The sequence below is a fragment of the Streptomyces sp. NPDC028419 genome (assembly GCF_055565515.1).
On the sequence record NZ_JBVHUE010000004.1, the window covers coordinates 224,345 to 239,170 of the forward strand.

Annotated in this window: 11 protein-coding genes; 1 reads left to right on the top strand and 10 read right to left on the bottom strand. The window is 75.3% G+C overall.

The window, feature by feature from the left end; translation table 11 throughout:
- Window positions 1-168 precede the first annotated feature (168 nt).
- Window positions 169-1,623 carry a carboxylate--amine ligase gene (locus ACZ4UB_RS07165; RefSeq protein ID WP_468068801.1) on the bottom strand — a complete coding sequence of 485 codons (1,455 nt, stop codon included), beginning with the start codon at window positions 1,621-1,623 and terminating at the stop codon, window positions 169-171.
- Between the two features lie 294 nt (window positions 1,624-1,917).
- On the opposite strand from ACZ4UB_RS07165, the gene ACZ4UB_RS07170 reads away from it, so the two are divergent.
- Window positions 1,918-3,597, top strand: a complete 1,680-nt coding sequence (locus tag ACZ4UB_RS07170) for a glycoside hydrolase family 26 protein (protein ID WP_468068802.1) — start codon at window positions 1,918-1,920, stop codon at window positions 3,595-3,597.
- A 32-nt stretch (window positions 3,598-3,629) separates the two neighbouring features.
- Here ACZ4UB_RS07170 and ACZ4UB_RS07175 read toward each other — a convergent pair whose 3' ends face one another.
- Genes ACZ4UB_RS07175 through ACZ4UB_RS07215 form a run of 9 tightly spaced genes read right to left on the bottom strand, consistent with a single transcriptional unit; the run spans window position 3,630 to window position 14,785 of the window.
- Window positions 3,630-4,772: a GNAT family N-acetyltransferase gene (locus tag ACZ4UB_RS07175; protein WP_468068804.1), complete on the bottom strand. Its 1,143-nt coding sequence runs from the start codon at window positions 4,770-4,772 to the stop codon at window positions 3,630-3,632.
- Window positions 4,769-5,521: a YveK family protein gene (locus ACZ4UB_RS07180; protein ID WP_468068806.1), complete on the bottom strand. Its 753-nt coding sequence runs from the start codon at window positions 5,519-5,521 to the stop codon at window positions 4,769-4,771. Before ACZ4UB_RS07180 ends, ACZ4UB_RS07175 begins: the two co-directional genes overlap by 4 nt.
- Before the next feature lie 8 nt (window positions 5,522-5,529).
- Window positions 5,530-6,771 (bottom strand): glycosyltransferase, encoded by a 1,242-nt coding sequence (locus ACZ4UB_RS07185; protein WP_468068808.1) that lies wholly within the window; start codon window positions 6,769-6,771, stop codon window positions 5,530-5,532.
- Window positions 6,768-7,550: a polysaccharide deacetylase family protein gene (locus tag ACZ4UB_RS07190; RefSeq protein ID WP_468068809.1), complete on the bottom strand. Its 783-nt coding sequence runs from the start codon at window positions 7,548-7,550 to the stop codon at window positions 6,768-6,770. Before ACZ4UB_RS07190 ends, ACZ4UB_RS07185 begins: the two co-directional genes overlap by 4 nt.
- Window positions 7,540-9,573 (bottom strand): murein biosynthesis integral membrane protein MurJ, encoded by a 2,034-nt coding sequence (gene murJ / locus ACZ4UB_RS07195; RefSeq protein WP_468068810.1) that lies wholly within the window; start codon window positions 9,571-9,573, stop codon window positions 7,540-7,542. Before murJ ends, ACZ4UB_RS07190 begins: the two co-directional genes overlap by 11 nt.
- Window positions 9,570-10,928 (bottom strand): O-antigen ligase family protein, encoded by a 1,359-nt coding sequence (locus tag ACZ4UB_RS07200; protein WP_468068811.1) that lies wholly within the window; start codon window positions 10,926-10,928, stop codon window positions 9,570-9,572. Before ACZ4UB_RS07200 ends, murJ begins: the two co-directional genes overlap by 4 nt.
- 2 nt (window positions 10,929-10,930) lie before the next feature.
- Window positions 10,931-12,439: an exopolysaccharide biosynthesis polyprenyl glycosylphosphotransferase gene (locus tag ACZ4UB_RS07205; RefSeq protein WP_468068813.1), complete on the bottom strand. Its 1,509-nt coding sequence runs from the start codon at window positions 12,437-12,439 to the stop codon at window positions 10,931-10,933.
- Window positions 12,436-13,623, bottom strand: a complete 1,188-nt coding sequence (locus tag ACZ4UB_RS07210) for a glycosyltransferase family 4 protein (RefSeq protein ID WP_468068815.1) — start codon at window positions 13,621-13,623, stop codon at window positions 12,436-12,438. The genes ACZ4UB_RS07205 and ACZ4UB_RS07210 overlap by 4 nt, the downstream gene beginning before the upstream one ends.
- A gap of 46 nt (window positions 13,624-13,669) precedes the next feature.
- Window positions 13,670-14,785 carry a DUF3344 domain-containing protein gene (locus tag ACZ4UB_RS07215; RefSeq protein ID WP_468068816.1) on the bottom strand — a complete coding sequence of 372 codons (1,116 nt, stop codon included), beginning with the start codon at window positions 14,783-14,785 and terminating at the stop codon, window positions 13,670-13,672.
- Window positions 14,786-14,826 lie beyond the last annotated feature (41 nt).

Genomic DNA, 14,826 nt, shown 5'->3' on the forward strand with positions numbered 1-14,826 from the left:
CCTGGACGGTCACCTGCCCCTGACGCGCTGCGGCCCGGGCCACCCCCGCCCCACCCCTCCTCCCCCCCCCCTCCCCCCCCCCCCCCTCCCCCCCCCCCCCCCCCCCCCGGGGGGCGGGGCGGGGGACGGCGCCGGGGCGGGGCCCCGGGTCGTCACCGGATCATCCGGTCACCGCGTCACCAACCCGTCGGGCTCGGCCGTTTCGGCCGTTTCCGTCGTTTCGGCCGTTCCGCTCCGCTCCGCGGCGCCCGGGGGTGCGCCCGGGGCCCGCGCGTCGGGCGGGGCGGCGCGTTCGGGCCCGCCGCGCTGGCGGGGCGCGCGGGCCGCGGCGCGCGCCGTGCGCCGCCCGCGCGCGGGGACACCGCTCAGCGTGTTCCACGCCCCGCGCGCCCCCTTGCCGGCGCCGCGCCCCAGGAAGGCCGCGATCATCGCGAGGAAGGGCAGGACGTCGTCGGCAGCGAACCAGGCCAGCTCGACCCGCCCCCGCTCGACGGCCGGCGCGGCCCGCACCGGCCCGGGCCGAGCGACCCCACCGGCCCGGCCGGACCGCCCCGCCGCCCCGGGCGCGGTCTCCTGCGCCGGGATCGTCGCGGCCGCGGCGGCCGGAGCGGGGGTCGGAGCCGGGGCCTGGACCGGAGCCGGAGCCGGCGGCACGGCCGGAACCGCCGCGGCCACCGCGGCGGCCGACCGCCGCTGCGGCAGCGGCCCCCGCAGCCCCGCCAGCAGCGCGTAGTTCTCCGCGACGAAGACCCGCCCCGGACCGCCCACCGGCTCCGGTACCCGTTGCCCCGTCAGATCCAGGTAGAGCGCCTGTACGACGTCCAGCCCGGCCCCGTCGGTGAAGAGCCGGAACTGCGCGCCGGGCCGGGGGTTGAAGTCGACCAGCCGGAAGCACCCCCGCTCGTCCCGCCGGAAGTCCAGGTCGAGGATCCCCTGGTAGCCGAGCCGCCGCGCGAGCCGCAGCCCCGCCTCCTCCACCGCCGGGTCGGGCAGCCAACGGCCCATCGCCGTGAGCCCCGTACGCACCGGCCACGACAGCTCCTTGCGCCCCGAGCCGACGAGCAGCGGGTGCCCGTCCCGGGTGAAGCAGCCGTGGAAGAACCAGTCCGTGTCGGGCCCGGCGGGCAGGAACCGCTGGAGCAGCAGCGGGCTGCCGGCCGCCGCGGACCGCTCGTACAGCCGGCGCGCCTCGGCCGCGGTGTGCACCAGCGTGGTGCTGCGCAGGCCGTCGCCCGCCGGCAGCAGCCAGGGGCGGCTCCACTTGGCGACCACCGGCAGTCCGAGCCGCCAGGCGGCCTCGGCCGCCTCGGCCCCGCTCGCCGGGATCACCGTCTCCGGGTGCGGGATCTCCCAGCGCGCGCAGAGCCGCGAGAGCTCCGCCTTGTCGGCCACCCGGGCCGGCAGGCCGTCGGGCTGATGGGGGATCCGGAAGCGGTCCTGGAGCATCGGCGCGATCCGTGACACCGCGATGGCGCTCAGGTCGTCCATGGCGATGAGCACCGCGGGACGGCCGATCCGCTCCGCGACACCGGTCAGGCACTCCAGCAGTTCCTCGGGGCGTTCGGGGTCGAGCCCGCCGGACGGACCGGGGTGCACCGCGCGCAAGTAGCGCGAGCGACCCATGGGACCTCCCCCGGTCTCGACGACGGCATGGACCTCCACGCCCCTGCGCCCAAGGGATCTGACGGCGCCGAGGGTTCCGTGGTGGAACGGATTCCGGTCGAGTCTGAGCAGAACAGCGGGCACATGGCTGGCGAACGCGTGCATGGAAACGGTGTCTTTCACCTAGTCGGACCAAGCGGAGAGAGTGCGCAGCTGCGAATGGCCTACGCTGCGGCCACCGGACAGGCCATTCGTCAGATGTGATGCCTAACGTCTTTGGTAAGCACACCGATTCGGGGAAGCTCGGGAGACGCCATGTCCAGACCACACCGCAGATTGGTGAGCACCTGCGTCGGTACGGTCACGGCCGGACTGCTCGCCACCGGCGCCGCGCTCGCGGCACCCGAGAAGGACGACGACAGGGCCGGCTCCGACAGCGCGATGGGCGCCTATCTCGACTACGGCCCGTCGGGCGTGGCGCGGATCCCGTTCCTGTCGCGCTGGCTGGGCGGCAGGGAGATCCGGGTCGGGCACACCTACCTGCCCGGCGACCGGTGGTCCAACATCGAGGGCACCGACTTCCTGGAGGACTGGGCCGCCTGGCGCCGGGCCGAGAAGGACCGGATGTTCGTCCTCAACGTGCCCATGCAGGAGCGCAACGAGGGCCGGATCCCGGACTACCAAGTGGCCCGGCTGATCCGCGCGGGCGCGGACGGCGACTTCGACGGGCACTTCAAGAAGCTCGCCGAGCGGCTCGTGTCCCTCGGCGTGCCGGACACGGTCGTCGTGCTCGGCTGGGAGATGAACGGCACCACCTACACCCACCGCTGCGGGCCCGACCCGGAGCGCTGGAAGGCGTACTGGAAGCGCATCGTGACCGCGATGCGCTCGGTGCCCGGCCAGGAGTTCCAGTTCGACTTCGCGCCGAACCGCGGCACGGACGCCATCGGCTGGACCAAGTGCTACCCCGGTGACGACGTCGTCGACATCATCGGGATGGACTCCTACGACCAGGGGCCCGGCGTCACCTTCGACGACCAGGTCAGCCAGCCGTACGGGCTCCAGCAGCACGTCGACTTCGCGAGGGCACACGGCAAACGGATCTCCTACCCGGAGTGGGGGCTCTTCCGGCGCGGGGACAATCCGGAGTACGTGCGGCGCATGCTGCGGTGGATCGAGGAGCAGAAGCCGATCTACCACACCATCACGGACTACTGCCCGCACGGCGTGTGGCAGTGCAAGCAGAACCCGCGCTCCTCGCGGGTGTTCCGCGACGCGCTGACCACCCGGCCGAACCCGCTGCCGACGCCCGTGATCCCGACGCCGGTCATCCCGACGCCCGTGATCCCGACCCCGGTCATCCCGACCCCGGTCGTGCCCACGCCGGCCGTCCCGACCCCGCAGCTGCCCACACCCAGCCACGAAGCCCCGAGCCCGGCCGTGCCCTCGCCCGAGGTCCCGCCCGTCCTCCCGTCGCCGGTCGTCCCGTCGCCCGTCGTCCCGTCGCCGGTCGTTCCCTCGCCCGTGGTCCCGTCGCCCGAGGTCCCGTCGCCCGAGGCGCCCAGCCCCTTCCCGGAGCCGTCGCCCCTGGTCCCTTCGCCGGTCGCGCCCAGCCCCGAGGCCCCGAGCCCGGTCGCACCGAGCCCGGTCGCACCCAGCCCGGAGGCCCCGAGCCCGATCGCGCCCAGCCCGGTCGCACCCAGCCCCGAGGTCCCGAGCCCGGTCGCGCCCAGCCCGGTCGCACCCAGCCCCGAGGCCCCGGTCGTGGTCCCGCTGCCGCAGTCGCCGTCCCCGGCCGTGCCGCTGCCCGAGGCGCCCTCGCCCGCGCCGGTGCCCTCGCCGGTCACACCCCCGGTGGCCCCCAAGCCGCCGGCCGCCCCGAAGGAGTGGTGCGTCCCGATCAACTTCGGCGAGTGGCTGTCCAAGCTGGTCGGCAAACAGTCGGTCTGCGTCAAGATCGACCTGGGCGAGGACAGCAACTGGTGGCCGTTCTAGCCGCGGCCGCGGCCACGGCGAGGGGACCGGCGTCACCGGACGCGTAGTTCGTTCAGCCGCGCCCGCCAGTCCCGGGCCGCCGGCAGGGACTCGCGCAGCGCCTCCACCGCCCGCCCGCGCCCCGTCAGCTGCGACTCGTGCAGTCGCAGCAGGGGCGCGAGCGCGGCCGTGGCCAGCAAGAACCGCTGGTTGACCACGACTTCGGGGCGCCAGTGGTTCTTGTACGGTTCGGACCCGCGCAGGAAGCTGACCACCGGCCGGCCCTCCGCGAGCGCCCGCCCCGCCTCGTGGCGCAGCAACAGGGTCGCCACGTCCACCTTCTTGTCCCGCAGCCCGGGGTCGGCCCCGTACAGGTAGCCCCCGCTCAGCCCCGCCGACAGCAGCGTGACGTTCGCGGCCACGACCCTGCCCTCCAGCCGGAACTCGGTCAGCCTGCCCTCCCCGCGGCGCACCATCCGCCGGGTGGCCCGGGTCAGGTGCTCGGCGAAGCGGGGCCTGAGGTGCTCGGGGGTGACCCCGCGGCCGCGCCACTGCTTCTCGTGCAGCCGCAGCAAGGTGCGCACCGCGTGCGGCACCTCCTCCTCGGTGACCTCGCGCTCCTCGATGCCCGCCGCGTCGGTCTTGCGGAGCTTGGCGCGCACCCGCTGGGCGCCCGCCTTCGGCATCCGCTTGACCAGCTCGTCGAAGGGCAGCGCGGGCAGCTCCATGCAGGTGGAGTCGGCCAGCTTGGTACGGGCGCCGGACCAGTGCCCGTAGAGCCGCTCGGCCGCGGCGCCGGGCCGCACCTCGCGCAGGTCGACCACCGCGCCGCGGGCGGCCCGGTGCAGGCCGCGCGCGAGCGCGGGGACGACCTCGTCGGCGCACCGGGCGTCGGCCAGGACGTCGAAGTAGTCGGTGATGCCCCCGCCGAGCGGCACGAGCAGCGGCAGCGGCCGGTGGACGAGCATCAGCGCGGCCGCGCCGACGAGCTCGTCCCCGCGCCGGACCAGGAGGACGCGCAGCCGCCCCTCCCGGCCGTAGGACAGCCACCAGGAGTGCAGCCAGGCGTGACTCTGGAAGGGGGTGGCGGTGGGGCAGCTGCGCACGAGCCGGTTCCACGGCTCCTCCAGCGCGGCGAACTGCCGGGGGTCGCGGCACAGCGTCACCGACAGGGCCCCGGTGGAGCCCGCGCTCAACGCACCGGCTCCTTCTCCTTCGCGGAGGCGGTGGCGTCGGCGGCCTCGCCCTGGGCGGGCAGCGAGGTCACGTAGCCGGACTCGGCGGGTCCGCCGACGGCCGCCGCCTCGTCCGTACGGCGCCTGCGGCCGGGCTTGGCCAGCAGCCACAGCCCGCCGATCAGCCCGCCCGCGCACAGCCCGACGGCTCCGCTGAGCGGGGCGGACGGCGAGGCGGGGTCGCTGGGGGCGACGGCCTGGTTGAAGAGGAGCAGCTGGACGCCGGTGTTCTTCGCGGCCTGGTTGCTGCTCAGCGACAGCGCGTCGGCCACCGCGTTGGCGATGTCGGCGGCGCCGGAGGCGGTCCGCGAGGTGCCGGTGATCGCGATCATCGGGGACTCGGGGGAGGTCTCCGCGCGGACCTGCGCGCGCAGCTGCGCGACGCCGAGGCCCGCGCGCGGCTGGGCGTAGGCGAGGGTGGAGCTGCTGGTGGCGATGCGGGCGTAGGCCTGGGCGAAGCCGAGGGCGGTCGCCGGTTCGGTGGTGTCGTTCGGGACGGCGACGACGTAGCTGGTGGCGGCGTACTCGGGGGCCTTCAGCACCCCGTACGCCCCGCCCGCGGCCAGGCCCAGCACGGCGCATGCGGGCAGCGGCCACCAGAGCGGCAGCGGCCGCAGCCGGCCCGCCACGCGGTGCCCCCGCCGCCCGCGGGGCGCCGGGTCCTTCTCCGGCGTGCGGTCGGACTTCTTGTGGTCGGGGGTCTCGGCCATGTGCGTGCTCACTTCCTCGTCGAGGGGAGTTCGGTTTCCGGTGCCCGCGGTGTGCGGGTCCGGTGGTTCGTGTCGACCGGGTCGCCGGCCCGTGCGGCCGGCTTGGCGGGGGCCGGCAGCCGGGTGGGGCCGAGGGCCCGCGCGTAGACGTGCAGGAGCTGTTCGGCGCTGCGCGCGATGTCGTAGCGGCGGACCACCGGTGGCGGCGGCAGCCGCCGGGCGCCGGCCTCCATGTGGCCGCGCAGGGCCGCGATCAGCTCCTCCTGCCCGGGGCCGATCCGGCGGGCGCCGGGGGCCTGCGTCGCGGGCAGGTCGTCGATCGCCGGGCAGGTGACGTGCAGTACGGGCAGCCCGGCGGCCAGCGCCTCGACCACCGCCAGCCCGAAGGCCTCCTCCCGCGAGGGCGAGACGAAGACGTCCATGGCCGCGAGCAAGGCGGGGATGCCGGGGGTGCGCCCGTCGCCGCTGTCGCCGAGCGGGTCGCGCTCGCCCAGCAGGTGGATGCGGTGCTGGGCGCCGAGTTCGGCGGCGAGCAGCCGCAGCGCGGGCCGTTCGGGCCCGTCGCCGGCGAGCAGCAGGTGCGCGCCAGGGAGCGCCGCCACCGCGCGCACCAGGACGTCGAAGCGCTTGCCCGGTACGAGCCGTCCGACCCCGCCGACCACGAACGCCCGCTCCGGCAGGCCGGTGCGGCCGCGGGTGGCGCGGCGCACCGATGCGTCGAAGCGGAAGCGGACCGCCTCGATCCCGTTCGGTACGACGTGCACGCGGGCCGCGGGGACCCCCCAGCCCTCCAGCCGCGCCGCCACCGTGTCCGAGACGGCGACCGTCGCCGCGCCGAGCTTCTCGCTCGCCAGGTACAGGGCCCGTACCCCGCCCGTGAGCGGGCGGCCCTCGATCTCACCGCTGCCGAGGGAGTGTTCGGTGGCCACCGTCGCCCCGACGCCGGCGATCTTGGCGGCGAGCCGGCCGTACACGCAGGCCCGGTAGAGGTGGGTGTGCACCAGGTCGTACTCGCCGCGCCGGATGAACTTCACCAGGCGCGGCAGGGCCCCCAGGTCGCGGTTGCCGCGCATGCCGAGGTTGACCACGCGGACCCCGTCCGCCCGCAGCCCCTCCGCGACGGGCCCGGGGTTGGTGAGGGTCAGTACGTCGCACCGCATCGGCAGGTGGCGCAGCAGCAGCCGCAGTTGCTGTTCGGCGCCGCCGACGCCGAGCCCGGTGATGATGTGGAGTGCCTTGAGCGTCTTCACCGGAGCACCGCCCGGCGCACTTCGGCGACCTGGTGGCGCAGCCGCTTGATCCGCAGTCGGCCCGCGCCGTCGGCCTGGCTGACGTGGGTGCGGGGCAGGGCGTGCGGGCCGGCGAACGCCCCGGGGTCGATGGCGCACGCGTAGTGGTAGCCGGCCGCCCGGGTCGCCTCGACGACCCGGGCGTCGAGGGATCCGTACGGGTAGCAGAATCCTTCGGGCAGGGTGCCGGTCAGCTCCCGCAGCAGTTCGCGGCTGCCGCGCAGCTCCTGCTGGAGGACGTCGTCGGGTACGTCGGTCAGGTGCTGGTGGAGCAGTCCGTGCGAGCCGATCTCCTGGCCCGCCTCGGCGACCGCGCGGATCCCCTCGGCGCTCAGCAGCGGCTTGCGCGGGCCCAGCGGGTCCCACACGTTGTCCACGCCGAGCCGCCCGGGCAGCACGAACAGGGTGGCGGTGCAGCCGTGCCGCTGGAGCAGCGGCAGGGCCCGGGTGAGGAAGTCGGTGTAGCCGTCGTCGAAGCTCAGGCCGACCAGTCCGGCGGCCCGGCCGTGCGCGCGGGCCCGCAGCAGTTCGCCGACCGAGACCCCGCGCAGGCCGCGCGAGCGCAGCCAGGCGAGCTGGGCCGCCAGGGCGTCGGGGGTGACGGTGATGCCGTAGGGGTCCTCGGCGGGGTCGGTGAACTCGGCCACCGAGTGGTACATGAGGACCCACGGCGAGCCGTGGGCGGCCTTGCGGGCGGGGGCCGTCGCGGCGGTGGGCGCCGTGTCGGTGTCAGCGGACATGACGGAACCTCTGGGTGATCAGGGCGGGCAGGGCGGTGATTTCCAGCGCCCGTATGGCCATGCCGGAGGCCCCGAACATGGCCGGGACCAGCAGCGCGCCGAGCGCGGCGCTGAGCAGGGGGTCGGGGATGAGGGGACCCGCGATCCAGCCGGTGCCACAGGCCGCGGCGGCCGCGACGGCGAGCCGGCCGATGCTGGTGGCGACCCGGCGGACCTGGATCGCGACGATCCGCGAGCCGAGGCCGGTGAGGAGCAGGGCCGCGGTGGTGGAGATGCCCGCGGCGTTGGCGGCGGCGATCCCGTAGGTCCCCCACCAGCCGACCGCGAAGGCCCCGGCGACGATGTTGACGAGGAGTCCGGCGCCCATCGCGAGCGCCGGGAACCAGGTGGGCCGGGCGGTCGAGAAGAAGGGCCGGCTCAGCGCCCCGACGAGGCAGTGGCCGAGGAGTCCGATGCCGTAGACCCGCATGACGGAGGCGGTGGCGAGGGTGTCCTGGTGGGTGAAGGCGCCGCGTTCGAAGAGGACCTGGATGATCTGGGGCGCGTAGCCGATGACGAGCGCGGTGCCCATCAGGACGGCGAGGGAGGCGAGCGCGAGGTCCTGTTCGACGCGGCGGCGGGCCTTCTCGCGCTCGCCGCCGGCCATGGCCTGGGCGACCACGGGGAAGGTGACCGTGCAGATCATCAGCGAGAGCACCATCGGCATCTGCGCGACCTTCTGCGCGTAGTTCAGGTGCGAGATCGCGCCGGGCGGCAGGGAGGCGGCCAGGAACCGCTCGACGAGGACCTGGGACTGGCGGAACACCGCGAAGAAGATGACCGGGGCGATCACGCCGAAGGCGATCAGGGTGGGCCGGTCGCGGCCCTGTTGGCGGCGGCTGGCGCCCTTGGCGCGGGGCGGGCCGAAGCCGACGTGGCGGATGAAGGCGGGCAGTTGGGCGAGGACCATGAGGAAGCCGCCGACGGCGACGCCCGCGGCGGCCGCCCGCACCCCCCACACCGCGTGCAGGGCCAGCATCCCGCCGATGATCCCGATGTTGTAGGCGACGTAGATCGCGGCCGGGGGCACGAAGGAGCGGTGGGCGCGCAGCGCGGCGCTGAAGTAGCCCGCGATGCCGAAGGAGAGGACGGTGAGCGCGGTCAGCCGGGTGCACTGGATGGCGAGTTCGGGGTCCGGCAGCCCGGGGGCGAGCACGGCGACGACGAGCGGCGCGGCGACGACGAGCACGCAGGCCACGGCCGCGAGGAGGACGGCGAGCCGCGGCAGGGTCGCCCCGACCAGCAGCCGTACGGGGTCCTGGGCGCGGGCCTGCTTGCGGGTCAGTCCGGTCCGGGTGGCCGCGCGCCGGGCCAGGGCGTGGCTGAAGGCGGGCACCATGAGCAGGGCCATGGCGTCCTCGATCAGCAGGGTCGAGGCCATCTCCGGGACGGTCCAGGAGATCAGGAAGGCGTCGCTGTCGTGCCCGGCGCCGAAGAGGTGCGCGATGGTCTGGTCCCGGAACAGCCCGAAGACGGCCCCGGCGGCGGTGAGTCCGGCGGTGACGGCCGCGGCCTTGGCGAGGAAGCGCCCGAGCGGGGCCCCCGCGCCGGGGTCGCCGTCGTCCGGCCCGCCCGGGCGCGCGGCGGCTCCGGTGGGCCCGCCGGGCCGGCCCGCCGCGCGGCGCGCGCCCGGTGCGGCGGGGCCGTCCGCCGGCGGCTCGGCCTCCCGTACGGCCGTACGGCGCGCCGCGGGCCGGGTCGGGCCGCCCGCGCGGACGAGACCGGCGGGGGCGAGACCGGCGGGGGCCAGACCGGCGGGGACGTGACCGGGCTGCGGCGGCCGCAGGCCGGTGTTGGGGCCGGTGCCGAGGATGTGCCCGCGGCCCGGGCCGGGTGCCGGGGCGGGGGCCCCGGGAGGCAGTGCCGCCGGCGCCTGGTCCTCCCCCGGGGCGCGGGTTCCGGCGGGAACGTGGGCGGGGCCCGCCCCGGCCACAGGGGCGGGAGCGGGCCTCCGGGCGCCCGTCTCGGGCGTCGTATCGGTCACGCGGCGGCCGCGCGGTCCACGGCGCCGTCAGCGGTCGGGGACGGGAGCGCCCACCACGCGGCCAGGCCGATGATCACTCCGGTGAGGACGGTGGAGGGGCCGCCGATGTCGGCGTACAGGAAGTCGGTCAGCTGCCAGACGAAGAGGCCGACCGCGACGAGCCCGCAGTCCCGGATCCGGCGAGCGGCCGGATCCGGGGCGAGCACCCGCCGTACCCCGGCGACGAGCAGCGCCGCCCAGCCGCCCGCGAGCGCGGTCAGCCCGATCAGCCCCTGCTCGCTGAGGACCAGCAGGTACATGTTGTGCGGGGAGAGCAGCGGCTGGCGGATGAAGCCCTGGCCGGCGCCGGCCGTGTCGCTCCCCGAGGACAGCCCCAGCGAGGAGTGGCTGTCGCGGTTGGCGGGGAAGCCCTTGAGGCCGACCCCGGCGGCCGGGCGCTCGCGCCACATGGATTCGGCGGCGGCCCACATCGTGTAGCGGTCGGTCACCGACTGGTCGGGGGCGCTGGAGACCTGGGTGATGGAGCTGAGCCGCTCGCTGATCATCTCGGAGCCGAAGCCGAGACCACCGACCAGCACCACCGCGGCCGCGCCGAGCGCCACGATCACCTTCAGCGCCCGCCGCACCCCGGCCATCAGCATCACGACGAGCCCGGCGCCGACGGTCGCGATCCACGCGCCGCGGCTGAAGGACAGCCCGAGCGGGACGAGCAGGGCCAGCGCCGAGACGGTGGCCGCGCGCCGGACCCGGTGCGTGAGCGTGGGGGTCAGCGCGGCGGCGGTGGCGATGATCAGCCCGTACGCCACCACGGTGGCCATGCCCATGACGTCGCCGGGGCCGAAGGTGCCCACCGCCCGGATGTCCGCGCCCTGGTAGGAGGCCCCGGTGTGGGTGGCGAACTGGACGACGCCCACCGCGCCCTGGACCAGCGCCAGCGCCACGAAGCACCCCCCGGCGAGCCGGAACTCCCGCGCGTCGCGCAGCAACAGCACCACGGCGGCCGGGACCAGCACGAACACCTGGAGGTAGCGCACGAAGCCGGGCAGCGCCGCGTAGGGATCGGCGGCGGTCACCGTGGCGACGGCCAGCCCGGCGGCGGGCAGCCCGAGCAGGAAGGCGCCGAGCGCGCTCAGCCGGCGGGTCTGCCCGCGCAGGGCCTGCACCGCGCAGCACAGCACCAGCAGCAGCGAGGCCGCGTCGGCCGGGGTGACCTTGCCGGAGGCGGTCGCGTCCCCCGCGGGCAGCGGGGCGCACAGCAGCAGGACGGTCGCGGCGAGCGGCAGCAGCGGCCAGTGCCGGCGCAGGGCGCCGGGGAGGTCGAAGCGGATCGGGGGTGAGGCGTGGGCGGTGCTCATGCTCAGCTGCCTCCCAGCCGGAAGCGGAAGAAGGAGGCCGCGGTGCGGGCCAGGATCCACAGGTCCTGCCAGAGCGACCAGGTGTCGATGTAGTGGTTGTCGAAGCGGGCCCGGTCCTCGATGGAGGTGTCCCCGCGCAGCCCGTTGATCTGGGCCAGGCCGGTGATGCCGACGGGCATCCGGTGGCGGGCCTCGTAACCGGGGTGGACGCTGGCGAACTTGGCGACGAAGAAGGGCCGTTCCGGTCGGGGCCCGACCAGGCTCATGTCACCGCGCAGCACGTTCCACAGCTGGGGCAGCTCGTCGAGCGAGGACTTGCGCAGGAAGGAGCCGACGGGCCCCATCCGGTTGTCGTTGGCGACGGTCCAGCGGGTGGCGGACTCGTGTTCGTCGGCCGGACGCAGGGTGCGGAACTTGAGCAGGGTGAAGGGGCGCCCGTACAGGCCCACGCGCTCCTGACGGAAGATCACCCCCGGTCCGTCGCTGAGCCGTACGGCCAGCGCGCACACGCCCATGACGGGCGCCGCGGCGCAGAGCGCGAGGGCGGCGAGGGCGGAGTCGATGATCCGCTTGCCGAGGCGCTCCAGCGTGCGGGCCGGACGCGGCAGCATCGGCTGTACGGCGTACCCCCACAGGTGGTCCGCGGGCTGCGCCACCCGCATGCCGGTGACCTTGGCGGTGCCGGCCGGGTCGGCGAGCCACAGGCGGCAGCCGTGGTCGTGGAAGAGCCGCACCAGCGAGGCGGTGCGCTCGTCGGCCTCCGGCGGGCGGGTGAAGACCGCGTGGCGCACGGAGTTCTGGATGACCGCGCGCCGGATGTCCTCGTGGGTGGCCAGCAGGGGCAGGCCGGATCCGGTGACGTCGTCGGCGCCGCCGGCGGTGTCGGCCAGCCCCACCGGGCGCAGCCCGTACTCGGGGCGCCCCTGCAGGGCGGCGGCCACTGCGCCCGCTCCCGCGCCGGGTCCGACGACCAGGGCCGAGCGGGGGGCGCGTACGGCCGTGCGCCGGCGGATCTGGTTGACCAGCCCGCGCCCCGCGCAGGCGAGGAGGAAGTGCAGGCAGACGCAGGCGAGCAGGAGGTTCCAGCCGAGGGCCCGCTGCGGCGCGACGGCGGCCACCACGGCGGCGACCCCGCACCACAGCACCGCGGCCCGGCCGGCCAGCGTGGGCAGTTCGAGCAGCGCCGAGGGGGCCAGCCGGGGCCGGTAGAGCCCGGCCTGGGCGTGCAGCGCGGCCGTGAGGAGGGCGATCGGGGCGGCCGCCTGCCCGGGCAGGCCCAGCCCGGGCAGGGCGGTCGTGGTGAGCACCGCGGCCAGCGCGTCGACGGTCAGCAGCGGGCCGATCCCGTCGCGGCGGCGGACCCGCTGCGGGCGCAGGACGGGCCGGGCCTGTTCGACCTTGGGGCCGCGGGGCGGGTGGATGGCGGCCGTGGAGCGCCGGACCGCGGTGGTGCCCGCGGGCCCCGTACCGCTCTGCCCGGTGGGCCGGGCGTGTGCGCTGTCCATCGTCATCGGCTGATGCGCTCCTGGTTCAAGGGCCGGGGCCTGCCCAGCAGTTCGTGGTACAGGCCGGTGACCGCGTCCGTGGTCCGCCGCACGTCGAACTCGGTCCGCGCGTGCTGCTGCGCCCGCTCGCCCAACTCGGCGAGCAGCCGCGGTTCTGCCAGCAACCGAGCGAGCGCCTTCGCCAGCGCCGTCGGGTCCTCCGGCGGCACCAGGCACGAGCCGCCCTGGCCTGGCGGCAGGCTCTCCCGGGCGCCGCTCACGTCGGAGACCAGGACCGGGCGACCACAGGCCATGGCTTCGAGCGGGGCGAGCGCCATCCCTTCCCACCGCGACGGAAGTACAACGAGATCGGCGGCCCGAAGCCACGGTCGGATGTCCGCGGCGGCTCCGGCGAAGTGCACACCGGGGGGTGCGGTCCGGCGCAGCCGTTCGGTGTCGGGGCCGTCGCCGACCAGGACCAGGCGCGCCCCCGCGACCGTGCCGCGCAGCTCGGGCCAGGCACGCAGCAGCACGTCCTGGCCCTTCTGCTGGCAGATCCTGCCGACGCAGACGGCGAGCGGTCCCTCGTCCGCGAAGCCGGCGGGCAGCGGGAGCCCCGCGCGGGCCTCCTTCTTGTCCCGGTCCTGGGAGGCGCGGTCGGCGCCGCCCCGGCCGCCGGGGCGGAAGTGGTCGAGGTCCACGCCGTTGCGGATCACGGACCAGCGCGCGGTGATGCCCGCCGACTCGCCCGCGCGCCGTTCGGCCTCGCTGACGCAGAGCACCCGGTCGGCCCACCGGGCACCGAAGCGCTCCCAGCGCAGGGCGAGCGCTCCGGTGGTTCCGCCGGCCGCGTCGAAGGACCAGGCGTGCGGCTGGAAGACGGTGGGCAGCGCGCCGCGCACGGCGAGCCGCCCGGCCAGTCCCGCCTTGGCGCTGTGCGCGTGCAGCAGGTCGGGGCGGGCCCGGCGGACCAGCCGGGCAGCGCCCGCGACCTCGGCGGCGAGCCCGGGGCCGGGCGAGCGCCCGGCCCGCCAGGCGAGCACCTCGGCCCCGGCTTCCCGGGCGCCGTCGGCGAGCTGTCCGCCGTCGGGGCAGCCGACGACGACGCGCAGTCCCGTGGCGGTCTGGGCGCGGACGAGGTCGATGACGACGCGTGCGACACCGCCCTCCACGGGCTGGACGAGATGGAAGACGGTCACATGTTCTGACACATGCTCCGGCAGTTTTTCTGACGGCACGTGGAGCGGTCTCCTGCGATCAGCGGCGCGCGTCTGTCTGAACGAAGAGCACACCGAGGAAATGGCCCTGGCTTTCGCCCGTGAACCTGAAGGTCAGATTGCGGGCACCACCGGACAGGGCGGGACTCAGGTCGAACACGTCCGCGTCATATCCGAGATTATTCATATTTTCAGGCTGTCGTACTGACGCTGAATGCCCGAAATCGGTGATGGTCGAATTCATCACGTCGTTGAACGGGTTCTCTCCGTCACTCAGGTTCAACCGCCGGCCGCTGTCCGCGGTCACTGTGAGCGAGTCCCCGAGGACCCCGCGGTCCCCGTCGTAACCGACCACCCCGACCTTGCCCGTCGCTCCGACGGGCGCGTCCAGGCCGGCGACCTCCACGGTCTCGGCGGCCTGCGCGCCGGCCCCGGCCCGCAGCTCCTCGAAGCCGTCCCACACCGCGACCCGACGCAGCGGCTCCTGCGGCTGCTCGTAGGCCGCGACCAGCGTCCAGCCGCCCCACGCGCCCACCGGGGAGTTCCCCATGGCGATGTTCAGCTGGGCCACCGTCCACATCCCGGCGCCCCCCTTGCGGATCATCGGGGTGACGTCGGCCGACGCCTGGTAGGCGTCGCTGCCCGCGTCGGAACGGTGCCCGATCACGGTGTCCGCCAGCACTTCCTTGTACGCGCCGCCCGGTTCGGCGACGAGCACCCGACCGCTGTCCTCCGGCGGCTTCTGCTCCCCCACGCGCAGGTTCCCGCCCCAGTACAGGCGGGCGTACGCGACCTTCGCCCCCTTGGGGATCTTCAGCTCGGCACGGGTGGAGTTGTAGGTGTCGGGGTCCTTGTCGACCTCGCTGTAGAACATCTCGAAGTCGCCGTTCACCCCGGCGGCGCCGCGCTTGACGTCCTCGCACGACTCGGCCTGCGAGGACTCCTCCTGGCGGCAGCCGATGCCGGCGTTGGAGGCCCGCACGAGGCCGCCGTGCAGCGCGGCCTGATAACGCTGGGTGAAGGGGATACGGGCCTTTTCCCGTTGCGTCGGAGCCTTCGGGGGCGAGCCCGCGGCACCTGCCGCAGAAACGTTCACCGAAAGTGCGAGGCAGGACAGCAGGGCGAGCGCACCGAGGATTCTGCGGGAGGAACCCATGACCCTGTCTCCATTTTCGATCAAGGGGACAAAACAGGACT